This is a genomic window from Pseudomonas sp. H2_A10 (genome assembly GCF_054680085.1).
This window is the reverse complement of the sequence record NZ_CP162821.1, coordinates 32402-57059: the sequence shown is the minus strand read 5'-3', so window position 1 is coordinate 57059 and position 24658 is coordinate 32402. Positions and strand designations below refer to the sequence as shown.

The 24658-nt window shown below is 61.9% G+C and carries 24 protein-coding genes and 5 tRNA genes; 19 read left to right on the top strand and 10 right to left on the bottom strand.

Annotated elements, in window-relative coordinates:
* Positions 1-162: 162 nt before the first annotated feature.
* From AB4O23_RS00275 to AB4O23_RS00260, 4 genes are all read left to right on the top strand, one after another.
* Positions 163-238: transfer RNA gene (locus tag AB4O23_RS00275), tRNA-Asn, on the top strand.
* 9 nt (positions 239-247) lie between these two features.
* Positions 248-324, top strand: a tRNA-Pro gene (locus tag AB4O23_RS00270).
* 5 nt (positions 325-329) lie between these two features.
* Positions 330-405 (top strand) — tRNA-Lys (locus AB4O23_RS00265).
* Between the two features lie 94 nt (positions 406-499).
* Positions 500-576: transfer RNA gene (locus AB4O23_RS00260), tRNA-Pro, on the top strand.
* 113 nt (positions 577-689) lie between these two features.
* Here AB4O23_RS00260 and AB4O23_RS00255 read toward each other — a convergent pair.
* Genes AB4O23_RS00255 through AB4O23_RS00245 form a run of 3 tightly spaced genes read right to left on the bottom strand, consistent with a single transcriptional unit; the run spans position 690 to position 2908 of the window.
* Positions 690-1988 (bottom strand): NAD(P)/FAD-dependent oxidoreductase, encoded by a 1299-nt coding sequence (locus AB4O23_RS00255; protein WP_065877315.1) that lies wholly within the window; start codon positions 1986-1988, stop codon positions 690-692.
* A 60-nt stretch (positions 1989-2048) separates the two neighbouring features.
* Positions 2049-2222 carry a DUF3094 family protein gene (locus AB4O23_RS00250; protein ID WP_065877314.1) on the bottom strand — a complete coding sequence of 58 codons (174 nt, stop codon included), beginning with the start codon at positions 2220-2222 and terminating at the stop codon, positions 2049-2051.
* Positions 2223-2278: 56 nt separating this feature from the next.
* Positions 2279-2908, bottom strand: coding sequence for a DUF1780 domain-containing protein (locus AB4O23_RS00245; protein ID WP_010213242.1), 630 nt, complete (start codon positions 2906-2908; stop codon positions 2279-2281).
* A gap of 129 nt (positions 2909-3037) precedes the next feature.
* Between AB4O23_RS00245 and AB4O23_RS00240 the strand changes: the two genes are divergently transcribed.
* Together AB4O23_RS00240 and AB4O23_RS00235 are read left to right on the top strand one after the other, a co-directional pair.
* Positions 3038-3727 carry an energy-coupling factor ABC transporter permease gene (locus AB4O23_RS00240; protein ID WP_017529865.1) on the top strand — a complete coding sequence of 230 codons (690 nt, stop codon included), beginning with the start codon at positions 3038-3040 and terminating at the stop codon, positions 3725-3727.
* A gap of 66 nt (positions 3728-3793) precedes the next feature.
* The gene (locus AB4O23_RS00235) at positions 3794-4009 is read left to right on the top strand and encodes a hypothetical protein (RefSeq protein WP_003171680.1); all 216 of its coding nucleotides are present in this window, start codon (positions 3794-3796) and stop codon (positions 4007-4009) included.
* Here AB4O23_RS00235 and yacG read toward each other — a convergent pair.
* The 4 genes from yacG to AB4O23_RS00215 are packed head-to-tail and all read right to left on the bottom strand — an operon-like array spanning position 4006 to position 6894.
* On the bottom strand, positions 4006-4206 hold the full coding sequence (gene yacG / locus AB4O23_RS00230; protein WP_003188437.1) for a DNA gyrase inhibitor YacG: 201 nt from the start codon (positions 4204-4206) through the stop codon (positions 4006-4008). The two genes, AB4O23_RS00235 and yacG, sit on opposite strands and share 4 nt — an antisense overlap.
* The gene (gene coaE / locus AB4O23_RS00225; protein WP_267864337.1) at positions 4203-4826 is read right to left on the bottom strand and encodes a dephospho-CoA kinase; all 624 of its coding nucleotides are present in this window, start codon (positions 4824-4826) and stop codon (positions 4203-4205) included. Before coaE ends, yacG begins: the two co-directional genes overlap by 4 nt.
* Positions 4823-5689, bottom strand: coding sequence for a prepilin peptidase (locus tag AB4O23_RS00220; protein ID WP_068938053.1), 867 nt, complete (start codon positions 5687-5689; stop codon positions 4823-4825). The genes coaE and AB4O23_RS00220 overlap by 4 nt, the downstream gene beginning before the upstream one ends.
* Entirely contained in the window at positions 5686-6894 is a 1209-nt protein-coding gene (locus tag AB4O23_RS00215) for a type II secretion system F family protein (RefSeq protein ID WP_460061653.1), read from the bottom strand. Before AB4O23_RS00215 ends, AB4O23_RS00220 begins: the two co-directional genes overlap by 4 nt.
* Before the next feature lie 202 nt (positions 6895-7096).
* Between AB4O23_RS00215 and AB4O23_RS00210 the strand changes: the two genes are divergently transcribed.
* From AB4O23_RS00210 to AB4O23_RS00195, 4 genes are all read left to right on the top strand, one after another.
* Entirely contained in the window at positions 7097-7510 is a 414-nt protein-coding gene (locus AB4O23_RS00210; RefSeq protein WP_460070319.1) for a pilin, read from the top strand.
* Between the two features lie 35 nt (positions 7511-7545).
* Positions 7546-8946: an O-antigen ligase family protein gene (locus AB4O23_RS00205; protein WP_460061650.1), complete on the top strand. Its 1401-nt coding sequence runs from the start codon at positions 7546-7548 to the stop codon at positions 8944-8946.
* A gap of 50 nt (positions 8947-8996) precedes the next feature.
* Positions 8997-9069: transfer RNA gene (locus tag AB4O23_RS00200), tRNA-Thr, on the top strand.
* 164 nt (positions 9070-9233) lie between these two features.
* The gene (locus tag AB4O23_RS00195; RefSeq protein ID WP_017529859.1) at positions 9234-9539 is read left to right on the top strand and encodes a DUF6388 family protein; all 306 of its coding nucleotides are present in this window, start codon (positions 9234-9236) and stop codon (positions 9537-9539) included.
* A gap of 52 nt (positions 9540-9591) precedes the next feature.
* Here the strand turns inward: AB4O23_RS00195 and nadC are convergent, their stop codons facing one another.
* The gene (gene nadC, locus AB4O23_RS00190; RefSeq protein ID WP_017529858.1) at positions 9592-10440 is read right to left on the bottom strand and encodes a carboxylating nicotinate-nucleotide diphosphorylase; all 849 of its coding nucleotides are present in this window, start codon (positions 10438-10440) and stop codon (positions 9592-9594) included.
* 245 nt (positions 10441-10685) lie between these two features.
* On the opposite strand from nadC, the gene AB4O23_RS00185 reads away from it, so the two are divergent.
* From AB4O23_RS00185 to AB4O23_RS00160, 6 genes are all read left to right on the top strand, one after another.
* Positions 10686-12833, top strand: coding sequence for a DUF1631 domain-containing protein (locus AB4O23_RS00185; RefSeq protein WP_135196372.1), 2148 nt, complete (start codon positions 10686-10688; stop codon positions 12831-12833).
* Between the two features lie 61 nt (positions 12834-12894).
* The gene (ampD, locus tag AB4O23_RS00180) at positions 12895-13458 is read left to right on the top strand and encodes a 1,6-anhydro-N-acetylmuramyl-L-alanine amidase AmpD (protein WP_017529856.1); all 564 of its coding nucleotides are present in this window, start codon (positions 12895-12897) and stop codon (positions 13456-13458) included.
* Positions 13455-14291, top strand: a complete 837-nt coding sequence (gene ampE / locus AB4O23_RS00175; RefSeq protein WP_017529855.1) for a regulatory signaling modulator protein AmpE — start codon at positions 13455-13457, stop codon at positions 14289-14291. The genes ampD and ampE overlap by 4 nt, the downstream gene beginning before the upstream one ends.
* A gap of 230 nt (positions 14292-14521) precedes the next feature.
* Positions 14522-15601 (top strand): hypothetical protein, encoded by a 1080-nt coding sequence (locus AB4O23_RS00170; RefSeq protein ID WP_460150360.1) that lies wholly within the window; start codon positions 14522-14524, stop codon positions 15599-15601.
* A complete protein-coding gene (locus AB4O23_RS00165) occupies positions 15543-16499 on the top strand; it encodes a methyl-accepting chemotaxis protein (protein WP_460150538.1) in 957 nt (318 codons plus the stop codon). The genes AB4O23_RS00170 and AB4O23_RS00165 overlap by 59 nt, the downstream gene beginning before the upstream one ends.
* Positions 16500-16626: 127 nt before the next feature.
* Positions 16627-17058, top strand: coding sequence for a hypothetical protein (locus AB4O23_RS00160; RefSeq protein ID WP_267864336.1), 432 nt, complete (start codon positions 16627-16629; stop codon positions 17056-17058).
* Here AB4O23_RS00160 and AB4O23_RS00155 read toward each other — a convergent pair.
* Together AB4O23_RS00155 and cra are read right to left on the bottom strand one after the other, a co-directional pair.
* On the bottom strand, positions 17005-17781 hold the full coding sequence (locus AB4O23_RS00155) for a TatD family hydrolase (RefSeq protein WP_460061643.1): 777 nt from the start codon (positions 17779-17781) through the stop codon (positions 17005-17007). The two genes, AB4O23_RS00160 and AB4O23_RS00155, sit on opposite strands and share 54 nt — an antisense overlap.
* Before the next feature lie 2 nt (positions 17782-17783).
* Entirely contained in the window at positions 17784-18779 is a 996-nt protein-coding gene (cra, locus tag AB4O23_RS00150; protein WP_017529851.1) for a catabolite repressor/activator, read from the bottom strand.
* A gap of 294 nt (positions 18780-19073) precedes the next feature.
* Here cra and ptsP point away from each other — a divergent pair, with 294 nt between their 5' ends.
* From ptsP to AB4O23_RS00135, 3 genes are read left to right on the top strand one after another with little or no spacing between them, the layout of a single operon-like run.
* A complete protein-coding gene (gene ptsP, locus AB4O23_RS00145; protein WP_068938057.1) occupies positions 19074-21932 on the top strand; it encodes a phosphoenolpyruvate--protein phosphotransferase in 2859 nt (952 codons plus the stop codon).
* Positions 21933-22853 (top strand): 1-phosphofructokinase, encoded by a 921-nt coding sequence (gene pfkB, locus AB4O23_RS00140; protein ID WP_017529849.1) that lies wholly within the window; start codon positions 21933-21935, stop codon positions 22851-22853.
* Positions 22854-22864: 11 nt separating this feature from the next.
* Positions 22865-24583: a PTS fructose-like transporter subunit IIB gene (locus tag AB4O23_RS00135; protein ID WP_017529848.1), complete on the top strand. Its 1719-nt coding sequence runs from the start codon at positions 22865-22867 to the stop codon at positions 24581-24583.
* Positions 24584-24658 lie beyond the last annotated feature (75 nt).

The window sequence follows — 24658 nt, the reverse complement described above, 5'->3', positions numbered from 1 at the left end:
GAAGAAATCAGAAAGAAGCGCAAATCATTGTCTTAAAAGCAATTTAAAGGGTTGACAGGGGTTTTTAAGATTGTAGAATAGCGCGCCTCAGAGACGCTAACGTAGCGATACGGACAGGGTCGAAGAGGAAGGTTACACCGCAGTAAAATTGAAATATGTAGTTCCGTGATAGCTCAGTCGGTAGAGCAAATGACTGTTAATCATTGGGTCCCAGGTTCGAGTCCTGGTCACGGAGCCAATTTCAAACCGGGGTATAGCGCAGTCCGGTAGCGCGCCTGCTTTGGGAGCAGGATGTCGGGAGTTCGAATCCCCCTACCCCGACCATATTTGGGTCGTTAGCTCAGTTGGTAGAGCAGTTGGCTTTTAACCAATTGGTCGTAGGTTCGAATCCCACACGACCCACCATTTTTGAAACCAGCTCAGGCTGGAATCGAATCTTAAGATCAGAGGCCAAAAGCGCTGATCGAAGAAGGCGACTGAAAGGTCGCCTTTTTATTACCGGGGTATAGCGCAGTCCGGTAGCGCGCCTGCTTTGGGAGCAGGATGTCAGGAGTTCGAATCCCCTTACCCCGACCATATTGAAAATCCTCGTATCGAAAGATACGGGGATTTTTTTTGCGTGCACGAAACCCAAGTGCGCTGAAGAGTAACTGTGGGAGGGGGCTTGCTCCCACATGGCTTATGCGTTTTTAGTGAAGTTTGAGGCGCGGCTCCGTGCCACGTCCGATCTTGCTGCCCAACATCAACATCGCCGTACGGAAGAACCCATACAGCGCCATCTGGTGCATGCGGTACAGCGACACATAGAACATCCGCGCCAGCCAGCCTTCCAGCATTACGCTGCCGGTCAGGTTGCCCATCAGGTTGCCCACCGCCGAGAAGCGAGACAGCGAAATCAGCGACCCGTAGTCGGTGTACTTGTACGACGGTAACTCCTTGCCCTCAATTCGCAGTTTCAGCGACTTGGCCAGCAGTGATGCCTGCTGGTGAGCGGCTTGCGCACGGGGCGGCACGTTGCGGTCGGTGCCCGGTTGCGGGCAGGCCGCGCAGTCGCCGAAGGCAAAGATATTTTCGTCGCGGGTGGTTTGCAGTGTCTGCAGTACGTGCAGCTGATTGATGCGATTGGTTTCCAGCCCATCGATGTCCTTGAGGAACGCCGGCGCGCGAATCCCGGCGGCCCACACTTTCAAGCTGGCCGGAATCACCTGGCCGCTGCTTGTGATCAGCGCGTCAGCCGTCACCTCACTGACCGCCGAGTCGGTCAGCACGGTCACGCCGAGCTTCTCCAGGGTTTTATGCACGGGCGCGCCGATGCGCTCCGGCAGGGCAGGCAGTACCCGTGGGCCGGCTTCGATCAGGGTGATGTGCATGTTTTCCGGCTTGATGCGGTCCAGGCCATACGCCGCCAGTTCATGGGCGGCGTTATGCAGCTCGGCGGCCAGTTCAACGCCGGTTGCGCCGGCGCCGACGATCGCGACGCTGATTTTCTCCACCACATCGCTCTGCCCTGCATGAGCGCGCAGATAGTGGTTGAGCAATTGTTGGTGGAAGCGTTCGGCCTGCTTGCGGGTGTCGAGGAATAGGCAGTGTTGCGCCGCGCCTTCGGTGCCGAAATCGTTGGTGGTGCTGCCGACCGCGATCACCAGGCTGTCATAGGCCAGCACGCGCGCAGGCACTAGCTCGCGGCCTTCTTCGTCGAGGGTGGCTGCCAGCTGGATTTTCTTCTGTTCACGGTCAAGCCCGCTCATGCGCCCCAGTTGGAACTCGAAGTGGTTCCATTTGGCCTGGGCGACATAATTAAGTTCGTCTTCAGAAGAGTTCAGCGACCCGGCAGCCACTTCGTGCAGAAGGGGTTTCCAGATATGGGTCAGGTTGGTATCTACCAGCGTGATGCTGGCGGTACCGCGCTTGCCCAGAGTCTTACCCAGGCGGGTAGCCAACTCCAGGCCGCCGGCGCCGCCGCCGACGATAATAATACGATGGGTCATGGGGATATCTCGCAAGGCTAAAAGAAATCGGAGCAGTTACCCCCGCGAGCGCCAGGCAGCTCATAGCGTCAGGTAACTCAAAAGGCGGCTCAGCAGGCCGAGCCCAATCACCGCCACCAGCACCACACAGAAGAGCAGCCACGGCCGGAAAGGCTTGCGCTCGACTCTGTTCTGGGAGAGTTGCAGGTACTCTTCGACACGCTGTTGGTCGTCGGGTTTCAGGCGGCTGGTCATATAGAGCCTCGTCAGGTAGACGTTGCAAGGGGGCGCCAAGTTACAGTCCGGGGGGATCAGAGGCTGATGCCCACGTCGAACACTATGCTGCGGCCCAGGTTATTGCGCAAGAAATCCGGCGCGTCCGGGTGGGCGAACAGCACCCGCGCAAACGTCGGCCCCACCAATGACAGCGAGCGCCAGCCTTGGCGCAGGTATTCCGTGGGAGGAGGGAAGTGACTGTTGAGGTCGAGCACTTCGCGCTTGAGGCTGGTGAAGGCGACGATATCCAACTCGCCCAGGTCCATGCCGCGTTCTTTGTAGTTGTGCGCCTTTTTGCGCAATGTGGGCGCCAGGCGCAACAGGAATTCATGGGCAGGGATGCGTCGCGGCTTTGCCTCGCGCCGCACCAGTTGGCTCAAGGAGAAGGCGCTGCGACGGCGCAGTAACTCGTCGCGCCATTCGTCATTCAGGCGCCGGCCTTCATCGAGCACAAAAAACACCTCGAAACTGGCGTCGCGAAACAGCACATCCGGCGGCTCTTGCCCTGCGGCGTGGAATTCTTCGGCGCGGTAAGGCACGTTCAGGCCTTGCAGCAGGCGTTGGCAGACCCAACGCTCACGCTCCCATTTGCGGGCATTGGACAGGAACGCATTGGCTTGTTCGGCCGCCACGGTGAGCAGGCGCAAGTAATCTGAGTCATCCATGTTTGCAGCTTAGCGCTCAAATGATGACCGCAGGAAGTCCTGCTATAAAAGGTCGGTGTAGACTGGCGACTCTACTTCAACGCCAATGTAGAGGTGTGTGGTGAGGTTTTTTGCAGCGGTATTTCGTCTGTGATCAGTGCAGCAGTGCTGGCACCGAGCACTCTGAGCATCGGCTGGCTGCTGTATGCGCCGGTGGTGGCCTGGGCGGTCCTGCGCTCGCCGTGGGTTGAGTTGTTTGCCGATCGCCGACGTCAACATCTGCTGTTCGGTACGGTATTCGCGTTGTTCATGTTGTGGTTGGTCCGGCGGGATTTCGACACCGGCGTTTCCTACCACTTTATCGGCATGACGGCCGTAACCCTGTTACTGGATTGGCCCCTGGCAATCGTCGGCGGCTTCGCGGCGCAATTGGGTTTGATGTTACTCGGGCGTCAGGACCTCGCCGCTCTGGGCGTCAACGGTTTGTTATTGATTGCGTTGCCGGTGCTGGTCACCGAAGGCTGCGCACTGCTGGTGGAACGAGCGCAACCGCGCAATCCCTTTGTGTATATCTTTTGTTCCGGTTTTTTTGCTGCCGCGCTGTCGGCTTTGCTCTGCCTGTTGCTGGGGTTGGGCGTGCTGTGGTTCGACGGCCGGTTTGCGATGCCCGAATGGCTGGAGGATTTCGTCGGCTACCTGTGGTTGATCATCTTCCCCGAAGCCTTTATCAACGGCATGCTGATCAGCGCCCTGGTGGTGTTCTGCCCGGAATGGCTGGAGACCTTCAACCGTACGCGCTACCTCTCGGCGCCCTGGAAGGATGACGATTCACAGCGTTGATCCAGATCAAGCCCCAGGCGGCCAAGCGGGCCCATGCTCTGCCAAATTTCTTCAGGAGCGCGGGTCATGAGTGTGTACGAGTGGGCACGGCAGGAGCTACGCAGAAGTCAGGATGCGGCACAGGAAATCGGTTTTGACCCCGGCTTGACCCTGCGCGCAATGCTCAGCGCCGTGGTACAGCAGAGCAAGGGTGTGCGCAGTTTCGAAGATCTGGCCGACGAGCTGCAATACCTTGCAGAGAACCTCGACGACCAGCAGGAATATGCTTTTATGCGGCCTTAATGGCGCGGCGGCAGGTCCTCGGAAAACAGCTCGTCTTCAGCGTCCGGTGCCACTGGGATCTTGTGTTCTTCAGCGGCCCAGGCACCCAGGTCGATGAGTTTGCAACGGTCCGAGCAGAATGGCCGGTTGAGGTTGGTCGCTTTCCATTCCACGGGTGCGCCGCAGGTTGGGCAGTCGACGGTCAAGGGTTGGCTCATGATCGGCCTCCACGCAAAGTAAGGTAAAAGTGATGCAGTCTCTCGACCTCTGCGTGTAGCCAGGCGAGGTCTTTATCGTTGACCAGCACGTCATCGGCATGGTTCAGGCGGTCTTCGCGGCTGGATTGCGCCTTGAGGATCGCCTGCACCTGTTGCTCGCTGATGCCGTCGCGCTGCAGGGTACGCTGTATCTGCAGCGCTTGCGGCACATCGATCACCAGGATGCGTTGGGTCATGCTGTACTGGCCGGATTCGATCAGCAGCGGCGATACCAGGATCGCGTACGGCGAGCGCGCTCGCGCCAGGTGGCTGCGAATCTCTTCGGCGATCAGCGGGTGCAGCAAGCCTTCGAGCCACAGGCGCTCTTCGGGAACTTCAAAGATCAGCTTGCGCAATGCGGCGCGGTCCAACTGGCCGTCAGGCTGCAGCACGCCGTCACCAAAATGCTCGGCGATGCGTGCCAGTGCCGGACGGCCGGGTTCGACCACCCAGCGGGCGGCATGGTCGGCGTCCACCAGGTCTATGCCAAGGTCGATAAAATGTTGGGCCGCCGCGCTTTTACCGCTGCCGATGCCGCCGGTAAGGCCGAGAATCCAAGGTGCTGCAACAGAAGTGGTCATCTGAAACCGACAGACTGCAAATAGAAGTCGGTTATTTGACCACCCCAGAGCAATGCAATCCAGCCGGCAATTGCCAGATACGGACCAAACGGCATGGGTGTCGATACTTGAGCCTTGCGCACACGCATCAGGATCAGGCCGATAAACACCCCCACCAGCGACGACATCAACAGTGTCATCGGCAGCATCTGCCAGCCACCCCAGGCTCCGAGCAATGCCAATAACTTGAAGTCGCCGTGGCCCATGCCGTCCTTGCCGGTGACCAGCTTGAACAGCCAAAACACGCTCCAAAGGCTCATGTATCCGAGCACCGCGCCCCACAGGGCGTCGGGTAGCGTGGTCAGCAGCCCAAAGCCATTGACGATCAGCCCCAGCCACAGCAGCGGCAGCACCAGCACATCCGGTAGCAACTGATGGTCGGCATCGATCAGGCTCATTGCCAGCAGCCCCCAGCTCACCACCAGCACCGCGCCAGCCTGCCAGCCGAAGCCGAAATGCCAGGCCACCAACGCCGAGGTCAACCCGCAGGCAAGCTCGGTGAAAGGGTAGCGTGCGCTGATTGCCCCCCGGCAGTGAGCGCAGCGGCCCCTGAGCGCCAGATAGCTGAGCACTGGAATATTTTCCCAGGGGCGGATCGCATGCCCGCAGCGTGGGCAACAGGAATTGGGGTGTAACAGGTTGTAGGTCGGCTCGGCGGGTTCTGCGGGCAGACCCAGCACTTCAAGGGCCTGCGCGCGCCATTCGCGGTCGAGCATTTTGGGCAGGCGCCACACCAGCACGTTGATAAAGCTGCCGACTATCAGCCCCAGCACCGCTGCCATCGTGATCAAGGCCCACGGGTGCTCGCTTAGCAGCTGGCTCAAAATGCGCTCCCCAGTTGAAAGACCGGCAGGTACATGGCGATGACCAGCGCTCCGACAATACCCCCGAGTACCAGCATAATCAGCGGCTCCATCAGGCTGGTGAGGTTATCGACCAGGTTGTCGACATCCGCTTCATAGTGGCTGGCGACCTTTTCCAGCATGCGCTCGAGTGTGCCCGACTCTTCGCCGATCGCCGTCATCTGGATCGCCATGCCTGGGAACAGGCCGCTGATGGCCATGGATTGATTCAATTGCATGCCGGTGGATACATCGCGACGCATATGTTCGATTGCCTGTTTGAACGGACCGCTCCCGGCAGCCCCTGCCACCGAATCCAATGCCTGCACCAGCGGGACGCCGGCGGCGAAGGTAGTGGAAAGGGTACGGGCGAAGCGGGCGACGGCGGATTTTGTGAGCAGTTTGCCTGCCAGAGGCGCTTTCAACAAACCGGCATCCAGCCAGTAGCGAAAACCCGGCGAGGCTCGATAGGCATGGCGCAGCCCGATGACGCCCGCGCCCAGGCCCAGCGCCAGTAGCCACCAGGCCTGCTGCATGAACGCAGACAGATTGATGACGTGCAAGGTAAACCCTGGCAGTTGGCCGTTGACGCCGGCAAACAGCGCCTGGAACTGTGGCACCACGTGGATCAGCAGCACGCCCGTCACGAGGCTGGCAATCACCAATACCGCGATAGGGTAAGTCATGGCCTTTTGGATCCTGGCCTTGAGTTGCGCGCTTTTTTCCCGATGGGTCGCCACGCGCTCCAGCAGGGTTTCGAGCGCGCCGGCCTGTTCGCCGGCAGCCACCAGGTTGCAATACAGCTCATCGAAATAGCGGGGTTGTTTGCGCAGTGCTTCAGCCAGGCTGGTGCCGGCGGCGATTTGCTGTTTGAGCCCGTGCACCAGCGCGCGGACTGGGCGGTTTTCGAAGCCTTCGCTGATGATGTCGAAGGCCTGCAGCAGGGCGATCCCGGCTTTGAGCAGCGTAGCCAGTTGGCGAGTGAAGAGGGTGATGTCGGCTGTTTTTATCGGTGGGTAGAGGCTGGGCAGTAACGGGTTTTTTTTGCGCACGCGGCCGGGGCTGATGCCTTGTTGGCGCAATTGCGCCTTGACCAGGGCGGGGTTGTGCGCGCGGGTGTGTCCGCCCACCCGGCGCCCTTTGCGGTTGATGCCTTCACAGGTATATGTCGTCGAAGCGTTGTTCATGTAACGGTTCCGCACACGGGTCGTAGAAGATTTATAGCTTAGTCAGGTGACGGATTCGGGCTGGCTGGCGTTGGCCAATAAAATGTCAGAATGTGCGTCTTGCGGGCGATTGAGCACTCGCGGGTGAGTACACTGGCGCCGCAGCACAACACGGGGCGCAGGATGCGCCTTGTCATGAGTTCTATTCTGGAGAGTGAATGTGATACGTCAGAAAGGCTTTACCCTGATTGAATTGCTGATCGTCGTTGCGATCATCGGCATTTTGGCCACTATCGGCCTGCCCATGTACACCACCCACCAGGTCAAGGCCAAGTTCACCGCCGGCCTGGCTGAAATCACTGCGCTGAAGGCCGGATACGAAAGCGTCATCAACGAGGGCACCGTGCCGAAACTGGAGTTGATCGGCGGCACCAGCCCCACCGCCAACTGCAAAATCGACGTGGTAGGTGATGTGGCCACGGGGGCGGGCAGCATCAGCTGCGAAATCCTCGACGCCCCTGCGCCGGTGCTGGGCAAGACCATCAGCCTGACGCGCACCGCCGCCACCGGCTGGAAGTGCACCACAACCGCCGAAGGGAAATACGTCGGTAAAGGTTGCGGCACTGACGGGGCGTAACTGCTCAACCATCCACAGGGACGTAGAGGTGGCCGATGGTGTTATCCGTACCGCAGCGAGGCAATATTTTCCTGGTGGTCGTGGTGTGCCTGCTGGCGGTTGGGATTTGCGCGCCGTTCAGCGGGCATGACCTGCAGCGTGTCATGCAGATCGCCATCGGGCTCTGTGCGGTGCTTTACGGGTTGTCGGTCGCCCCTGCCGTGTCGCTGGTGGATCGGCCCACGGCCCTGGGCCTGACGCTGATCATCGGGTTGGGCCTGGTGTCTTCGGCGCTGGCCCATCAGCCTGTGTGGGCACTGATTGAAGTGGCACTGTTTGTCAGCTGTGCGGCGATCACGCTGGCATTTGCCTTGCTCCGCCGTCACGGCGGAGAGTCGCTGGATCGTGTGCTGATCCTTATTGTGGTGCTGCTGTGCCTGATCAAATCGATCCAATACCTGTATGCCGGTGCCCTGGCGTTCACCAGTGGCGAACGCACCCTGGACCCAGACCTGCTGCTGTCCGGCTTTTCCAACAAGCGCTTCTACGGCCAGTTCCAGACATTCACCCTGCCGTTGCTGGCGCTGCCCTTGCTGATGCCCACTGTCTCCCGCGTTTGGCGAGGGGGCGTGTTGGCGTTGCTGTGCGTCTGGTGGCTGATAGCGATCAGCGGTGGCACGCGCGGCACCTGGCTCGGCATGAGCGCGGCGGGGCTGGTGCTCGCGGTGCTGGGGCCGGTTGGTCGACGTTGGCTGGGGTGGCAACTGGCGGCGGTGCTGGGCGGGCTGGTGTTGTATTGGCTGGCATTCACGCTGCTGGCGCAATACCTGGGGTTCGAGACAACCAAGGACGCTGGTGATCGTCTCACTACGACACTGTCGGGCCGGGAGGCGATCTGGTGGCAGGCGTGGCACATGCTTGTCGAGCATCCGTGGCTGGGCTTTGGCCCGATGCATTTTGCGGATATCGCCAACGAGATTGCCGCCCATCCCCATCAAGCAATCCTGCAGTGGGCCAGCGAATGGGGCGTGCCCTCGGCCCTGTGCGTGGCGGTATTGGCGTGGCGAGCCGGATGGGCTACGTGGGGCCTGCTGCGCAGGCGCATGCTTTGCGCCGCGCGCGTGGACCTGCTGCGGTTATGCCTGTTTGCCGCGTTGGTCGCGGCGTTGGTGCAATCCATGGTCGATGGGGTGATCGTGATGCCCAACTCCCAGGTCTGGCTGGCGCTGGTGGTGGGCTGGCTGATGGCGTTGCATGTGTGGCAGGCGCCCGCCACCGCCGCGCTGCCGCCGGCCTGGTTCGCGTGGAGGGGATTGAGCGTGCTGGCCGTTGGTCTGCTGGTCGGGGTTGCGCTTCGCGACGTGCCGCACATCAAGCCTGCCCAGCAGGCGTACCTGAGCGGGGAAGGCCGTCATCTGCAACCGCGCTTCTGGGCCCAAGGGGTTATTGCCCGCTAAAAAAAGCGCGAGTTGCCGGACGCCGGATGCGGTGCTAGCTTTAGCCCACCGCCCGTGTAGCTCAGTCGGTAGAGCAGCGCACTCGTAACGCGAAGGTCGCAGGTTCGACTCCTGTCTCGGGCAAAAGAGCATCACTGTTTCAATAGACGTGTTTCAAAGGCAATGTTTTCAGATGATCCCAGAATGGTTCTGAAGGCCAGACGAGTCGGCATTCGTGCCTGCTCTTTTGTATCTGCGCAACCTTGATGTCCCAGATGCATCCCCATTCCTCGATCTAAGAGAACGACATGACCACAACTGAAATGACCCAGGAAGCTCGGCACGAAGAAGCACTCAAGAAATACCTTGAGGCCACGCCGCAGCTTAAAGACGAAATCAAGGACCTGAGCGCCGATGACCAGCGCGACCAGATTCAGTGGGCATTCGAGGACGAGGCCGAGAGCCAGAGTCTTCAGCCTTGGGAGCTGACCCTCAAGTACACCTCCACGCCGGAAGAATTCGAAGCGGCACGGCTGGCCTTGCACAAAGAGGCGGCCGAGGTGTTGGGTGTCGATTGGGAAGAGTATTGCGAGATGAATAATCTGGTCGTCTGACGCAGACATGCCGTAGTGAGCGGGCAAGCCCGCTCACTAAAACGATCAGCCCTCAGATGCTCAGCCGCATCGACAAATCCACCGCCTTCACATCCTTGGTCATCGCCCCGATGGAGATGTAGTCCACCCCGGTTTCAGCGATGGGCAGCAGGGTGGTTTCATTGATCCCGCCGCTGGCTTCCAGCTTTGCCTTGCCGCCGTTGAGGCGCACGGCTTCACGCATATCCTCCAGGCTCAGTTCATCAAGCATGATGATATCGGCGCCCGCCGCCAGTGCCTCGCGCAGTTCATCCAGGCTTTCCACTTCGATTTCCACCGGCTTGCCGGGGGCGATTTTGTGGGCGGCGGTGATGGCCTGGGCGATGCCGCCGCAGGCTGCGATATGGTTTTCCTTGATCAGGAACGCGTCATATAAACCGATGCGATGGTTGTGGCAGCCACCGCAGGTCACAGCATACTTTTGCGCCAGGCGCAGGCCCGGCAGGGTTTTGCGGGTGTCCAGCAACTTGACCTGGGTGCTGGCGACAAAGTCCGCCAGGGATTGCGCGCGCGTGGCTACCCCGGACAGCAATTGCAGGAAATTCAGCGCAGAGCGTTCGCCGCTGAGCAATGAACGTGCCGGGCCTTCAAGGTGAAATAGTGCCTGGTTGGGGCTGACGCGCTCACCGTCGGCCACGTGCCAATGCACGGCGACGCGTGGGTCCAGTTGGCGGAACACCGCGTCCACCCAGGCCGTGCCGGCGATGACGGCGGCATCACGGGTAATGATGTTGGCCGTGGCCAGCCGTTCGGCCGGGATCAACTGCGCGGTGATATCGCCACTGCCGATGTCTTCCAGCAGTGCGCGGCGCACGTTGGCTTCGATTTCGGCGGTGAGGTCGGCAAGACGGAGGTTCGGCATAACAGGCTCCACAAACAAAGTGCCCCGATTATAGGGGCTGCGTGCGTGCGAACCCAGGCTCACCACTCATTTACAGCGCAATGTCAGAGTTTGCTGGCGCAACCCCTCTCATTTGCAAGATAATCTCGCGCCTTGCAATTGGCGTCATAGCTTTGACGTGCTGGTGATAACCGGTTATTCGCAGCGCCCCAACGGGCCTGTACCCGATATTTCCCAACTCAATACCGCCGTTTCAGGAGGCCAGGATGCACAATGACGGAAAGGTGGTGCCAATCAGCACGGCGCATGCCATGCCATCGCCGCTGGCCCGTCTGCCGATAGTGTTGCAGCAGGTTCGCGACAAGGCTGCGCAACAATTGCAGCAGGGCCTGCAAGAGCTGTTCGATAACGCCGACGACACCTTGTTCGAAATGGCTGACAAGGCCGGCAACAACCTCGACCACCATATTTTTTTCGAAGCCATGCGCGACCTGCGCCTCAAGCGCAAGAACTTTGAGCGCGTGTTCATGCAGAGGCTGTTCGACGCCTTTGCCGAGTTGGGCCTGGCGGGGCGTGGTGTGCTTCAACGGGTGCCGGCTTTGTCCTATGACACGACGCCGGGCACCTCCAAGGATGAGCAGGAAAAAGCCGTGGCGCTTGACGCCATGCTTGGCCGGGTACACCACCGCGACGGCCTGGCGCTGTCACAACTCACCGCGCGCTTGAGCGCCGTGCTGGGCAATCGCCTGGATGATCGTGAAAACCCCTTGGGGCCGGCGCAGCTGTGCGAATTTTTTCTGCAGGCGGGGCGCAGCCTGGGCGTTGAGATCCGGGTCAAACTGATCATGCTCAAGCTGTTTGAGAAATACGTGCTCAGTGACGCCGACCAGCTCTACTGCGAAGCCAATCAATTGCTGGTGGCTACCGGGGTGTTGCCCGAACTCAAGGCTGTACCGTCCCGTCGCCCCGGCGGGCGCGCCGCCCGTGATCACCAGCGCGAAGCGGCAATGCCGGCGGCCGATCAGCCCGTCGATGAAAATGGCCAACAGGCATTCGCCGCCTTGCAGACGTTGCTGGCCGCAGTACGCGGTAGTGTCGCGCCCACCCTGGAAGCCAGCGCCGCACCCCAGCCCATCGCCACCCGCGACCTCGTGCGGCTGTTATCGCATTTGCAGCAATACGTGCCGGAGCCTGATGCCGAGGACGATTTTGACCTGCGCAACCAACTCGAGCAGTTGCTAACCCGCGTCAGCGTCAAAAGTGGCAAGTCACGGGTGGTGGAAGCGGTGGATGAAGACGTGATCAACCTGATCGCGTTGCTGTTCGAATTTATCCTCAATGACCGCGCCGTGCCGGATGCCTTCAAGGCCCTGATTGCGCGCTTGCAGATCCCGCTGTTGAAAGTGGCGGTGCAGGACAAGAGCTTCTTCAGCCGTGCCGGCCACCCGGCCCGGCGCCTGCTCAATGAACTCGCGGCAGCGGCCATGGCCTGGAGCCCTGTGGATGACTACGCGCGCGACAGCCTGTACATGCGCATCGAGCAGGTGGTGCAGCGTTTGCTCAATGAATATGTCGAAGATCCGCTGATTTTTTCCCAACTGCTCGCCGAGTTCTGTGGGTTTATCGCCCAAGAGCAGCGCCGCAGCGAGCTGCTTGAACAGCACACCCTCGATACCGAGGCCGGGCGCGTCCTCACCGAAGCCGCCCGGCAGCGGGTAGCCGACGCCTTGAATCGACGGCTGCTGGGCAAGGTGTTGCCGCACGCGGTCGTGCAGTTTTTACAGCAGGCCTGGAGCCAGGTGCTGCTTTTGACCTGCCTTAAGCACGGCGAGCAGTCGGTGCAATGGCAGGCGGCGCTGCGCACCATGGATGAGCTGATATGGAGCGTCGGCCTGCAGGCAGATACTGAAGCCGGACGGCACTTGCTGGAGCAGTTGCCGCGCTTGCTCAAGGCATTGCGCGACGGCTTGGCCAGCGCCGCGTTCGACCCGTTCAGCAGCCGTGATTTTTTTGTTCGCCTGCAGGCCCTGCATGTTCGGCCGCCCGACGGCGAAGGTTTGCTCGAAGTGCGCGAGCCTTTTGTGTTCAGTGTGCTGCCGCCCGATTCGGCCGAAGGCCTGGCGGACGATGATCCTGATCTGCTCAAGGTGCGCCAACTACGGCTCGGTAGCTGGGTCGTGTTCCAGCAAGACCAGGCTGACGCCCTGCGTTGCAAATTGCTGGCGATCATGGCGCCGGCCAATACCTATATTTTTGTCGGCCGCACGGGGCTCAAGGTCCTGGAGAAAAACGCCGGCCAACTGGCGCGGGCGTTCAAGCGCGGCGCACTGCATACCCTGGACGATGGGGCATTGTTCGAACGCGCGCTGACGGCTGTGATCAGTCAATTGCGTCAACTCAATCGCGGCAAGTGATCGCAACCACAGGGTCGAACGCGGCATACTGGTCATAATTAGTCACATTCAAGGATCCTGTATGCAGTTGGACCCCGCCAGTGGTTGGTGTCAGGGCATTCCCCATTGCCCTTCGCCCAACTTCAACGAGCGCCCCACAGGCGAAATCTCACTGTTGGTGGTGCATAACATCAGCCTGCCTCCGGCACAGTTCGCCACCGGCAAGGTGCAGGAGTTTTTCCAGAATCGCCTGGATGTCACGGAACATCCCTACTTTGAAGGGATCGCCGACCTGCGCGTGTCTGCGCATTTTCTGATTGAGCGCGACGGCGATGTGACGCAGTTTGTGTCCTGCAACGACCGGGCCTGGCATGCTGGAGTCTCGTGTTTCGAAGGGCGTGAAACGTGCAATGACTTTTCCGTGGGCATCGAACTGGAGGGGACGGACGATCTGCCCTTCACCGACGCTCAATATGCGTCATTGATCGACCTGAGCCGCCAGTTGCTCAAGGCCTACCCAGGCATCACCGCGCAGCGTATTTGTGGCCACAGCGATATTGCTCCGGGACGCAAGACCGACCCCGGCCCCGCTTTTGATTGGACGCGCTTTCGCAGCGCCCTGCAGGATGGAGGACACGCACGATGAGTTTTCTGGTTTTGGTGCTGGCGGTGTGGATCGAGAAGTTCTCGGCCCTGCGCCAGCGGTTGCAGCGTGACGGCGGCTGGTTGCGCGAATTGGCCAAGTTGGAAGCGAGCCCGCGCATGGGCAAGCGCCCGTGGCTGATCCTGACCGTATTGGTGTTGCTGCCGGTGGCGTTGCTGGCGCTGTTGCTGCTGGTGCTGGAGCCCGTGGCGTATGGCCTGTTGGCGCTGCCGGTGCACCTGTTGGTGGTGATCTACAGCCTGGGGCGTGGTGATCTATTGGCCGGCCTCGGTCCGTTTCGCGATGCCTGGCGGCGTGGGGACCTGCAAGCCGCCGAACATGTAGCCGAACGCGACCTGAAACTGGGCGCCGACAGCGGCGAGCAACTGCTGGAGCGCGTTCAGGGCCATCTGTTGTGGCAGGCCTATCAGAGCTTTTTTGCGGTGATTTTCTGGTACTTCCTGCTGGGCCCGGTCGCCGCCCTGGCTTATCGCCTGCTGGCGCTGGCCAGTGAACACAGCCGCAACCCTCTGGTGGCCGAGCGCGCCGGGCAACTGCGGCATGCGTTTGACTGGTTGCCGGTGCGCTTGCTGGCCGCCAGTTTTGCCTTGGTGGGCAATTTCGTTGCGGTCAGCCGAGTGATGCTGCATGAACTCCTGAGTTGGGACATCAGTGCCGCGCAGTTGGTCGAAAAAGTCGGCCTGGTGGCCGCCGAAATCCCACCGCCGGCAGTGGGCGCCGACGGCATCAACAGTCTGGATCGTCTGTGGGAGTTGCTGTTGCGCGCGGCGGTGTTGTGGTACGCGGGGTTTGCCATCTGGACCGTGTTGCCTTGATCTCAATGGTCAGCCGGGCTTGCCCGCAAGGGGCTGCGTAACAGCAGCCCCGATTCTCGCTCGTTAACCTTAAGTTACAAAACTCCCTTTCGAATTGAGCTATACAGACAGAGCGCCAAATAGTGGCTTTGTGCCGCCGCCCTGCGCCTCAATAAAAATAAAAAGGGAGTTCACCTGTGAAGAGCTTGCTCTATCCCGCCGTCGCGCTGATGAATCGCTTGAGCTTTGGCATGAAGTTCAGCTTGATCAGCGTGCTGTTCCTGCTACCGATGCTGGCGACCAACTATTATCTGGTGCGCGATTCCTGGCGCGAATTCCAGGGCACCCGTGTCGAGCTGCAAAGCCTGGACCTGCTTGGCAGCAGCCTGGCCCTGCGCCGCGACCTGGAAACGCTCAACAACCAGGTGCAAATCAACGCGACCCTCGGCCAGTCCGGCAAGGCGGGTGACCTTGAAAGCAAGATCAACAGCCTTGAGCAGGGCGCGCTCAGCCGCCTGCAAGGCTTCAGCGCAATGGCCACCGACCCTGAGCAAATTGCAGTCTTTGACGGCAAGCGCGACGAATTGATCGCCGCCTTCAAGGCTCAGCAACAGGAAACCTCGCTGCTGAGCAAAAGTGCATTGATCGGCAAATTGCTCAACCAAGCGCAGATGCTCAGCCAGATCATCGCCAGCCAGTCAGGCTTGAGCCGCGACCCCCAGAGCGACTTGCGCCAGCTCAGCGAGCTGATCACCAGTGTCACCCCGCAAGTCACCCAGACCTTGGGAGAAGGGCGGGCAATGGGCGCGTACTCACTGGGCCAGGGCTTTCTCAATTCTTCCTCCAGCACGCGGTTTGACGAACTGTTGCAGCAGTTGGAAAAGCTGCAGGCCGAATACGGGTTGAAGTTGCAGGATGCCCTGGGCTCCAGCAAAGCCGCCCACGGCGCGCTCGATGGCCTGGCCAAGGCCAGCAATGCCAGCCTCAAACACGCCAGCGAGTTGTTTGAAGAACAGGTGGTCATGGCCGAAACCCTCGACGCGCCCTGGCAGGGTTTCTATGACGCGGTCAGCCAATTGATGGCCCAGACCTACCAACTCGACGAGAGTCACGCTGACGTTCCTCGGGCAGCAGTTGGAGCAGCGCCTGGCGCAGAATCGCCTGCACATGGTGCTACTGGTTTCGGCGCTGACGGCGGTGTTTTTGCTGATCTTCTATTTATATGCCGGGTTCTACGCGTCCACCCGCACGACGCTGCGCAGCCTGGGCGCGATGATGGACAAGGTGGCGGCCGGCGACATGACCGTCACCTTCGTCGCCCACAGCCGTGATGAGCTGGGTGACCTCGGCCAGGTGTTCAACGGCACGGTGGCGAAAATCCATGATTTAATCGAGCGCGTCGGGCACACCGTCGGCCAGGTCGAAGTGCAGGCGGGCCAGGTGCAAACGGTTTCGGCCCAGAGCAACCAGGCGGTTTCGGGCCAGCGCACGCAAATCGAACAGGTGGCGACGGCCATGAACCAGATGTCTTCCACTGCCCAGGAAGTCGCGCGCAATGCGGCTGCTGCGGTGAGCAGTGCCCATAGTGTCAACGCAGAAACCGTCAGCGGCCGCGGCCTGGTGCAATCCCAGCAAGCCAGCATTGCGCGGTTGGCCGGCGAAATCGACCAGTCGGTACGGGTGATCAACCAATTGGCCACCGACAGCCAGTCCATCAGCAGCGTGCTGGAAGTGATCAAAAGCATTGCCGAGCAAACCAACCTGCTGGCGCTCAATGCGGCGATCGAGGCGGCGCGGGCAGGTGAGCAAGGGCGAGGGTTTGCGGTGGTGGCCGACGAGGTTCGCACGCTGGCAAGGCGCACGCAGCATTCCACCGAAGAAATCGAACAAATGATCAGCCGTTTACTCAGCGGAGTAGACGCGGCGGTGCGGGCCATGGGCACCAGCCATGAAGTGGCTAACGGCACGGTGGGCCAGTCGCAGCAGGTCCAGCAGGCCCTGGAGAATATTCTCGGCGCCGTCGGCATGATCGTTGATCAAAACCAGCAGATCGCCGCCGCCGTGGAACAACAGACGGCGGTAGCCCACGACATCGATCAGAACATCGTCGAAATCAATCGCGCCGGCGAACATGCCGCCCAAGGCGCGCATCAGACCGAAGCGGCGAGCCGACAGCTATCGATGCAGGTGGTCGAATTGAAGCAATTGATAGGTGCCTTTCGCGTGTAGGGCGCAGATGTAGGAGGGGCGCTGCTGCCGGTGTGGCGCATGTCTGGATTTGCCTGGCCGGGTTTTCTCGTCGAGTGAATGGGTGAGAATTTGTTTCACTCAATCACAGTCCAGGGTAGGCACGACGATGACCGGTGCAATTGGCATCAAAGGGCATTGCGCCCATTGCGACATCACGTTTGAACTCAAGGCTTGGCAATTGAATGCCATCGCCATCGAAGTACCTTTCGATTGCCCCTATTGCCAGCGGGTCCTGGCGCTCAATTGCCCCCGGCAGTTGCGCCACTTCAAGGCGCTGGACCACTGGGCGCTGGTACGCCCGGGCATGGTGGCGCTGACGTGCGTGGTGTTGATCGTGGCGCTGGTGGCCGAGTGGCTGGGGCTGCTCAGTGTGCTTGGGCAGTTCAACCTTTCATTACTGGTGGTGTTGGTGCATTTCGCGGTGTTGCGCTATGCCCGTCACCAGCAACGGTTGACCTTGAACCTGCAAGCCGTGAACCCGGCGCTACCAATTAAACAACTCGCACGCATTGCGTGTGCTCGCCTCGGCCAGCAATGACGGGCTGATGCCCATGCGCTCGGCCAGCGCGGCGCAGATAGCCGGCAGATGCTCGGGGCTATTGCGCTGGCCTGGGTACATGGCGGGGGCCATGTCCGGCGAGTCGGTTTCCAGTACCACCGCGTCCAGCGGCAGTTGCGCCAGTACCTTGTGCATGCGCAGCGCCTGGGGCCAGGTGGCGGCGCCGCCCAGGCCAAGCTTGAAGCCCAGCTTGATGTATTCGCGCGCCTCTTCCCGGCTGCCGGCGAAGGCATGGATGATGCCGCCCCGTGCCAGGCGGATGCGTTTGAGGGTGGCAATGACCACCGCGTGGCTGCGGCGCACGTGCAGCAGCGCCGGAAGCTGGAAGTCCGCCGCCAGTTGCAGTTGGGCTTCGAACAGGCTTTGCTGGCGTTCGCGGTCCAGGTGTTCAAGGAAGTAATCCAGGCCGATCTCGCCTACCGCGCACAATTGCCGATGGCCGCGCAGGCGGCTCAGCCAGTCGCCCAGGGCCGTCAGGTCGGCGGCGCGGTGATCGTCGAGGTATACCGGGTGCAGGCCAAAGGCGGCGAACAAACCTTCATCAGCCTGTACCAAATCCCACACGCGCTGCCAATTCTGCTGATACACCCCCAGCAGCACCATGCGCCGCACGCCCACTTCACGGCTATGGGCGAGGACTTCGCGGCGGTCCGTGTCGAAGTCCGCGAAGTCCAGGTGGGTGTGGGTGTCGATCAGCTCCACGCTCAAGCCTCGACAATGCGCTGCTTGAAGGTCCGGCCGATGGCGTGTACGCCCGGTTGGTACTGTTCTTCTTCAATGACCGCCAGGGCCAGGCGCAGGGCGGTTTCGGCAATAAGCTGATGCTGCTGGGCCATGGCGTTCACGGGCAGCGGCAAGAAGTCCAGCAGTTGGGTGTCACCAAAGGTGCCCAGGCGCAACGGGCGTGATTTCAGCGGGAAGTCATGCAGCGCGTCAAACACACCCTGCAGCAACACGTAGGACGTGGTCACCAGCGCGTCAGGCAGATGCCCCAGTTGATGCAGAAGTTGCTCCATCAACTGGCGGCCACAGTCGCGGCTGAAAGCTTCGCCGTGTTCGACGATCACCTCACCCGCGAACCCTTGCAGCGCTTCACGGAAGCCGGCGGCGCGCTCCTGGCTGATGCTCAGCTCGGGCCGTGCGCCGATCAGCACAATCTGTTTGGGCAACGGCTGCAGCAAGCTGCTGGTCAGTTGCTGGCAGGCCTGGCGGTCGTCGCTGACCACCGAGCAGAACTGCTCCGGCGCCATCACCCGGTCGATGGCGATCACCGGCAGGCCCTTGGCTTGCAGCTCGCGGTAACTGTCGTCGCTGGCGGGCAGGCAACTGGCCACGAACAACGCATCGCAGCGTCGTGCGCGGAACAGTTGCAGCAGTTGGCGCTCGCTGTCTGCGTCGTCGTCGGAACTGGCGATCAGTAGCTGATAGCCGCGCGCGCGCGCGCCTTGTTCCAAGAGCTTGGCGATTCGTGCGTAACTGGGGTTTTCCAGGTCGGGCAGGATAAAGCCCAAGGTGCGCGTGTGCCGACTGCGCAGTCCGGCGGCCTGGGGGTTGGGGGTAAAACCATGGGCCTCGACCACCGCACGCACCCGCTCGACGGTAGCGTTGCTGATGCGTTGCTGTGCGGCCTTGCCATTGATCACGTAACTGGCGGTGGTCACGGAGACACCGGCCAGGCGTGCGATATCACTGAGTTTCAAACCGGGATTTCCTTGTTTTTTGGAGCTTGCCCCGACATTTTGTCCAATCGTAACCGATTCCAGCCTGCCGCCCATGTCCGCGCTCAAACGCCGAGTGGTTCTTCAAGGATGCGCAATAAACGCGTAATCTGCCATAAATTCTAGATTAAACGTTTCAGCCAGCGTATTTTTAAGACGTTCGCTACTGAGTAACTACTGCCAATTGACTACTCAGTCAGCTATCACTGAACACCTTTACACTGTTTTATTCAAAACAATACCTAGTGCACCCTTTGCACTAACTAGGAGAACGGCATGCTTGAGCTCACTGTAGAGCAGATATCCATGGGCCAAGTGGCTGTGGATAAATCTGCTGCCTTGCACCTGCTCGCAGACAAACTGGTGGCCGATGGCCTGGTCGCCGAGGGTTATCTCAGCGGTTTGCAGGCCCGTGAAGCCCAAGGCTCGACTTTTCTCGGCCAAGGTATTGCCATCCCCCACGGCACTCCCGAAACCCGCGACCAGGTTTTTCTTACCGGCGTGCGCCTGCTGCAGTTCCCCGAAGGGGTGGACTGGGGCGACGGCCAGATCGTCTACCTGGCGATTGGTATTGCCGCCCAATCGGATGAACACCTGCGCCTGCTGCAACTGCTTACCCGTGCCCTCGGCGAAACCGACCTGGGCCAGGCGCTGCGCCGTGCCGCGAGCGCCGAAGCCTTGCTGAAACTGTTGCAAGGCGCGCCGCAGGAACTGGCGCTGGATGCGCAGATGATCAGCCTCGGCGTGTCCGCCGACGACTTCGAAGAGCTGGTGTGGCGAGGTGCGCGCCTGTTGCGCCAGGCCGATTGCGTGAGCAATGGCTTTGCCGCGGTGCTGCAGCAGGTCGATGCACTGCCACTGGGCGATGGCCTGTGGTGGCTGCACAGTGAACAGACGGTCAAGCGTCCGGGCCTGGCGTTTGTCACACCGGACAAGCCCATGCGTTACCTCGGCCAGCCGCTCAACGGTCTGTTCTGCCTGGCCAGCCTTGGCGAAGCGCACCAGGCCTTGCTGGAGCGCCTGTGCGCCTTGTTGATTGAAGGCCGCGGCCAAGAGTTGGGGCGCGCTACCAGCAGTCGCGCGGTGCTGGAAGTATTGGGCGGCGAACTGCCGCCTGACTGGCCGAGCGCCCGCATCACCCTGGCCAACGCCCACGGCCTGCATGCACGCCCGGCGAAGATCCTCGCGCAACTGGCCAAGAGTTTTGACGGCGACCTGCGTGTGCGCATCGTCGATGGTCCGGTAGGCGCCGTGTCGGTGAAAAGCCTGAGCAAGCTGCTCAGCCTCGGCGCGCGTCGCGGCCAGGTGCTGGAATTTGTCGCCGAGCCGAGCATTGCCGGTGATGCCCTGCCCGCGCTGTTGGCGGCGGTGCAAGAGGGCCTCGGCGAAGAGGTCGAGGCGTTGCCGACGGTGAGCGCCCAGCCCGAAGTGCTCGATATCGAGCCGGCAGTCAGCGCGCCGCCGGCCGGCAGCCAGGTGCAGGCAATTGCCGCCGCGCCGGGCATTGCCATCGGCCCTGCGCATATCCAGGTCCAGCAAGTCTTCGACTACCCGCTGCGCGGCGAAACCTCGGCCGTTGAGCGTCAGCGCCTGCAAGCCGCCCTGGCGGACGTGCGCCGGGATATCCAGGGCTTGATCGAACGTAACCCGTCCAAGGCGATCCGTGAGATTTTCATCACTCACCAGGAAATGCTCGACGACCCCGAACTGACCGACGAAGTCGACACGCGCCTCAAGCAGGGCGAGAGCGCCGAAGCCGCGTGGATGAGCGTGATCGAAGCCGCCGCCAAGCAGCAGGAGGCATTGCAGGACGCCTTGCTCGCCGAGCGCGCCGCCGACCTGCGCGACATCGGCCGGCGTGTATTGGCGCAATTGTGCGGCGTCGAAGGCGCCCAGGAGCCGAGTGAGCCTTACATCCTGGTGATGGACGAAGTCGGCCCCTCCGATGTTGCGCGCCTGGACCCGACTCGCGTCGCCGGCATCCTCACCGCCCGTGGCGGCGCCACGGCGCACAGTGCCATCGTCGCGCGCGCCCTCGGCATTCCCGCGTTGGTGGGCGCCGGCCCCGGCGTGTTGTTGTTGGCCGCCGGCACGCCGCTGTTGCTCGATGGTCAGCGCGGCCGCCTGCATGTGGACGCCGACGCCGCGACCCTGCAACGCGCCACCGTTGAACGCGACACCCGCGAACAACGCCTGCAAGCCGCTGCGGCCCAGCGCCACGAACCGGCCCTGACCCGCGATGGTCATGCCGTGGAAGTGTTCGCCAACATCGGCGAAAGCGCCGGGGTGGGCAGCGCGGTGGAGCAGGGCGCCGAAGGCATCGGTTTGCTGCGTACCGAACTGATTTTCATGGCGCACCCCCAAGCCCCGGACGAAGCCACCCAGGAAGCCGAATACCGCCGCGTGCTCGATGGCCTCGGCGGGCGCCCGCTGGTGGTGCGTACCCTCGATGTGGGCGGTGACAAGCCGTTGCCTTACTGGCCGATTGCCGAGGAAGAAAACCCCTTTCTCGGTGTGCGCGGTATTCGCCTGACCCTGCAGCGCCCGCAGATCATGGAAGCGCAGTTGCGCGCATTGCTGCGTTCCGCCGACAGCCGCCCGTTGCGCATCATGTTCCCCATGGTCGGCAGCGTGGATGAATGGCGCGCGGCCCGCGACATGACCGAACGCCTGCGCCTGGAGATTCCGGTGGCGGACCTGCAACTGGGCATCATGATCGAAGTGCCCTCCGCCGCGTTGTTGGCGCCGGTGCTGGCCAAGGAGGTCGACTTCTTCAGCGTCGGCACCAACGACCTGACCCAATACACCCTGGCCATCGACCGTGGCCACCCGACCTTGTCGGCCCAGGCCGATGGCCTGCACCCGGCGGTGTTGCAACTGATCGACATCACCGTGCGCGCGGCCCATGCCCATGGCAAATGGGTCGGCGTGTGCGGCGAGCTGGCGGCGGACCCGCTGGCGGTGCCGGTGCTGGTCGGCCTGGGCGTGGATGAGTTGAGCGTGTCGGCCCGCAGCATTCCCGAAGTGAAAGCGCGGGTGCGTGAATTCAGTCTGAGCGAGGCCCAGCGCCTGGCGCAACAAGCACTGGCGGTGGGTTCCCCTGCCGAAGTGCGTGCCCTAGTGGAGGCCGTGTAAATGGCAAGGATTCTAACCCTGACGCTGAACCCGGCGTTGGACCTGACGGTGCGTTTGCCGCGCCTGGCGCCCGGTGCAGTCAACCGCAGCGAAACCCTGCTGACCCATGCCGCCGGCAAGGGCGTGAATGTCGCCCAAGTGCTGGCCGACCTGGGGCATCACGTAAGCGTCGGCGGGTTTCTCGGCAGCGCAAACCCCCAGGCGTTCGAGGCGCTGATCGCCGGCCGTGGGTTTGGCGACGTGTTCATTCGTGTACCGGGCGAAACCCGCAGCAATATCAAGATTGCCGAACAGGATGGCCGGGTTACCGATATCAATGCGCCGGGGCCGCTGGTGAGTGAGCAGGCGCAACAAGACCTGCTCAACAGGATCGCAACCGTCGGCCTCGACTTCGATGTGGTGGTGGTGGCCGGCAGCTTGCCGCGCGGCGTCAGCCCGCAGTGGTTTCAGGGCATGTTGGAGCACCTCAAAAACCTCGGATTGAAAGTCGTGTTGGACACCAGCGGCGAAGCGCTGCGCGCCGGTTTGAAGGCAGGCCCCTGGATGGTCAAGCCCAATACCGAAGAACTGGCCGAGGCGCTGGACAACGCCACCGATGCCGTCAGCCAACTGCATCAACAGGGTGTGGAGCACGTGGTGGTTTCCGACGGTGCCGCAGGCGTGACCTGGTACAGCTCGGGTGCGACGCTGCATGCCACGCCGCCACGGGTGACGGTGGCCAGCACCGTGGGCGCCGGCGACTCGCTGCTGGCCGGCATGCTGCATGGTCTGCTCAGCGGCGACACGCCCGAGCAGACGCTGCGCCGTGCCACCGCGATTGCCGCGATGGCGGTGACGCAGATCGGTTTCGGCATCAGCGATGACGCGCACTTGGCGCGCCTCGAAAGCGGCGTTGTTGTACGCCCGCTGACAGAACAATAAGAGGGTTTGTGATGAAGTTAGCCATTGTTACTGCCTGCCCCAACGGCATGGTCACCAGTGTGCTGTGCGCCCGCTTGTTGGACGCCGCCGCGCAACGCCAGGGTTGGAGCACCAGCGTCGAAGTGGTGGATACGCAGCACCCGGAGCGCGCGTTGTCCCAGGCCACGATCGACGGCGCCGAATGGGTGTTGCTGGTCAGCAGCACACCAGTGGATATGCAGCGGTTTGTCGGCAAGCGCGTATTCCAGAGCACCCCGGCGCAGGCGTTGGCGGATGTCGAAGCGGTGCTGCGTCGCGGTGCTGAAGAAGCCCAGGTATTTGTCGCCAGCCAAGCCCCCGTTGCGCCGAAGAGTGCCCCGCGGATCGTGGCGATCACGGCCTGCCCGACCGGCGTCGCCCACACCTTCATGGCCGCCGAAGCTTTGCAGCAGACGGCCAGGCGCCTGGGTTACGACTTGCAGGTCGAGACCCAAGGCTCGGTTGGGGCGCGTACGCCGTTGAGCCCGCAGGCCATCGCCGATGCCGATGTGGTGTTGCTCGCGGCCGACATCGAAGTCGCCACCGAGCGCTTCGCCGGCAAGAAAATCTACCGTTGCGGCACCGGCATTGCCCTCAAGCAATCCGAGGCGACCCTCAACAAGGCCCTGGCCGAAGGCAGCGTTGAAAGCGCGGCCAGCGGCGCGGTGGCCAAGCCGGAAAAAACCGGCGTGTACAAACACCTGCTCACCGGGGTGTCGTTCATGTTGCCGATGGTGGTGGCGGGCGGGTTGTTGATCGCGTTGTCGTTCGCGTTCGGCATTCACGCGTTTGAACAGCCAGGCACTCTCGCGGCGGCGTTGAAAACCATCGGCAACAGCGCCTTTACGTTGATGGTGCCACTGCTGGCGGGTTATATCGCGTACTCGATTGCCGACCGTCCTGGCATTGCGCCCGGCATGATCGGCGGCCTGTTGGCCGGCACGTTGGGCGCGGGGTTTATCGGCGGGATCCTGGCGGGTTTCCTGGCGGGCTACAGCGTCAAGCTGATCAGCCGTGCCGTGCGCTTGCCGCAGAGCATGGAGGCGCTCAAGCCGATCCTGATCATCCCGTTGCTGGCGAGCCTGTTCACCGGCCTTGCGATGATCTATCTGGTGGGGCCGCCGGTGGCGCGCATGCTCACCGGGCTGACCGACTTCCTCAGCACGATGGGCACCACCAACGCGGTGCTGCTGGGTATCTTGCTGGGCGGCATGATGTGTGTGGACCTGGGTGGGCCGATCAACAAGGCCGCGTATGCGTTTTCGGTGGGGTTACTGGCGGCGTCCAGTGGCGCGCCGATGGCCGCGACCATGGCCGCCGGCATGGTGCCGCCAATCGGTATGGGCATCGCCACGTTCCTGGCACGGCGCAAATTTGCCCAGACCGAGCGCGAAGCCGGCAAGGCCGCGATGATCCTTGGTTTGTGCTTTATCTCCGAGGGCGCGATTCCGTTTGCCGCCAAAGACCCGCTGCGCGTGATCCCGGCCAGCATCGCCGGCGGTGCATTGACCGGCGCCTTGTCGATGTACTTCGGCTGTGTGCTGGCGGCGCCCCATGGCGGGTTGTTCGTCCTGGTGATCCCGAATGCAATCAACCATGCGCTGTTGTACCTACTGGCGATTATGGCCGGCAGCCTGTTGACCGGCGTGGTGTACGCGTTGATCAAGCGCCCGGAAGCGGTGGAGCTGGCAGTCACCACCGCCAAGGCCTGACACCCTTCAATAATGTGGGGGCTTGCTCCCACATTGGATCTCGGCTCACCGCAGGGTGAGTGTCACATTCGCTTC

Excerpts from the sequence above, each read along its gene's own strand:
- AB4O23_RS00215 (WP_460061653.1), bottom strand. The coding sequence starts at position 6,894 with ATGAACAACGCTTCGACGACATATACCTGTGAAGGCATCAACCGCAAA.
- AB4O23_RS00135 (WP_017529848.1), top strand. The coding sequence starts at position 22,865 with ATGAAGTTAGCCATTGTTACTGCCTGCCCCAACGGCATGGTCACCAGT.
- coaE (WP_267864337.1), bottom strand. The coding sequence starts at position 4,826 with ATGACCACTTCTGTTGCAGCACCTTGGATTCTCGGCCTTACCGGCGGC.
- yacG (WP_003188437.1), bottom strand. The coding sequence starts at position 4,206 with ATGAGCCAACCCTTGACCGTCGACTGCCCAACCTGCGGCGCACCCGTG.
- nadC (WP_017529858.1), bottom strand. The coding sequence starts at position 10,440 with ATGCCGAACCTCCGTCTTGCCGACCTCACCGCCGAAATCGAAGCCAAC.
- AB4O23_RS00235 (WP_003171680.1), top strand. The coding sequence starts at position 3,794 with ATGAGTGTGTACGAGTGGGCACGGCAGGAGCTACGCAGAAGTCAGGAT.
- AB4O23_RS00165 (WP_460150538.1), top strand. The coding sequence starts at position 15,543 with ATGATGGACAAGGTGGCGGCCGGCGACATGACCGTCACCTTCGTCGCC.
- AB4O23_RS00160 (WP_267864336.1), top strand. The coding sequence starts at position 16,627 with ATGACCGGTGCAATTGGCATCAAAGGGCATTGCGCCCATTGCGACATC.
- pfkB (WP_017529849.1), top strand. The coding sequence starts at position 21,933 with ATGGCAAGGATTCTAACCCTGACGCTGAACCCGGCGTTGGACCTGACG.
- AB4O23_RS00250 (WP_065877314.1), bottom strand. The coding sequence starts at position 2,222 with ATGACCAGCCGCCTGAAACCCGACGACCAACAGCGTGTCGAAGAGTAC.
- ampE (WP_017529855.1), top strand. The coding sequence starts at position 13,455 with ATGAGTTTTCTGGTTTTGGTGCTGGCGGTGTGGATCGAGAAGTTCTCG.
- AB4O23_RS00205 (WP_460061650.1), top strand. The coding sequence starts at position 7,546 with ATGGTGTTATCCGTACCGCAGCGAGGCAATATTTTCCTGGTGGTCGTG.
- AB4O23_RS00170 (WP_460150360.1), top strand. The coding sequence starts at position 14,522 with ATGAAGTTCAGCTTGATCAGCGTGCTGTTCCTGCTACCGATGCTGGCG.
- AB4O23_RS00245 (WP_010213242.1), bottom strand. The coding sequence starts at position 2,908 with ATGGATGACTCAGATTACTTGCGCCTGCTCACCGTGGCGGCCGAACAA.
- ampD (WP_017529856.1), top strand. The coding sequence starts at position 12,895 with ATGCAGTTGGACCCCGCCAGTGGTTGGTGTCAGGGCATTCCCCATTGC.
- AB4O23_RS00195 (WP_017529859.1), top strand. The coding sequence starts at position 9,234 with ATGACCACAACTGAAATGACCCAGGAAGCTCGGCACGAAGAAGCACTC.
- ptsP (WP_068938057.1), top strand. The coding sequence starts at position 19,074 with ATGCTTGAGCTCACTGTAGAGCAGATATCCATGGGCCAAGTGGCTGTG.
- AB4O23_RS00185 (WP_135196372.1), top strand. The coding sequence starts at position 10,686 with ATGCACAATGACGGAAAGGTGGTGCCAATCAGCACGGCGCATGCCATG.
- AB4O23_RS00255 (WP_065877315.1), bottom strand. The coding sequence starts at position 1,988 with ATGACCCATCGTATTATTATCGTCGGCGGCGGCGCCGGCGGCCTGGAG.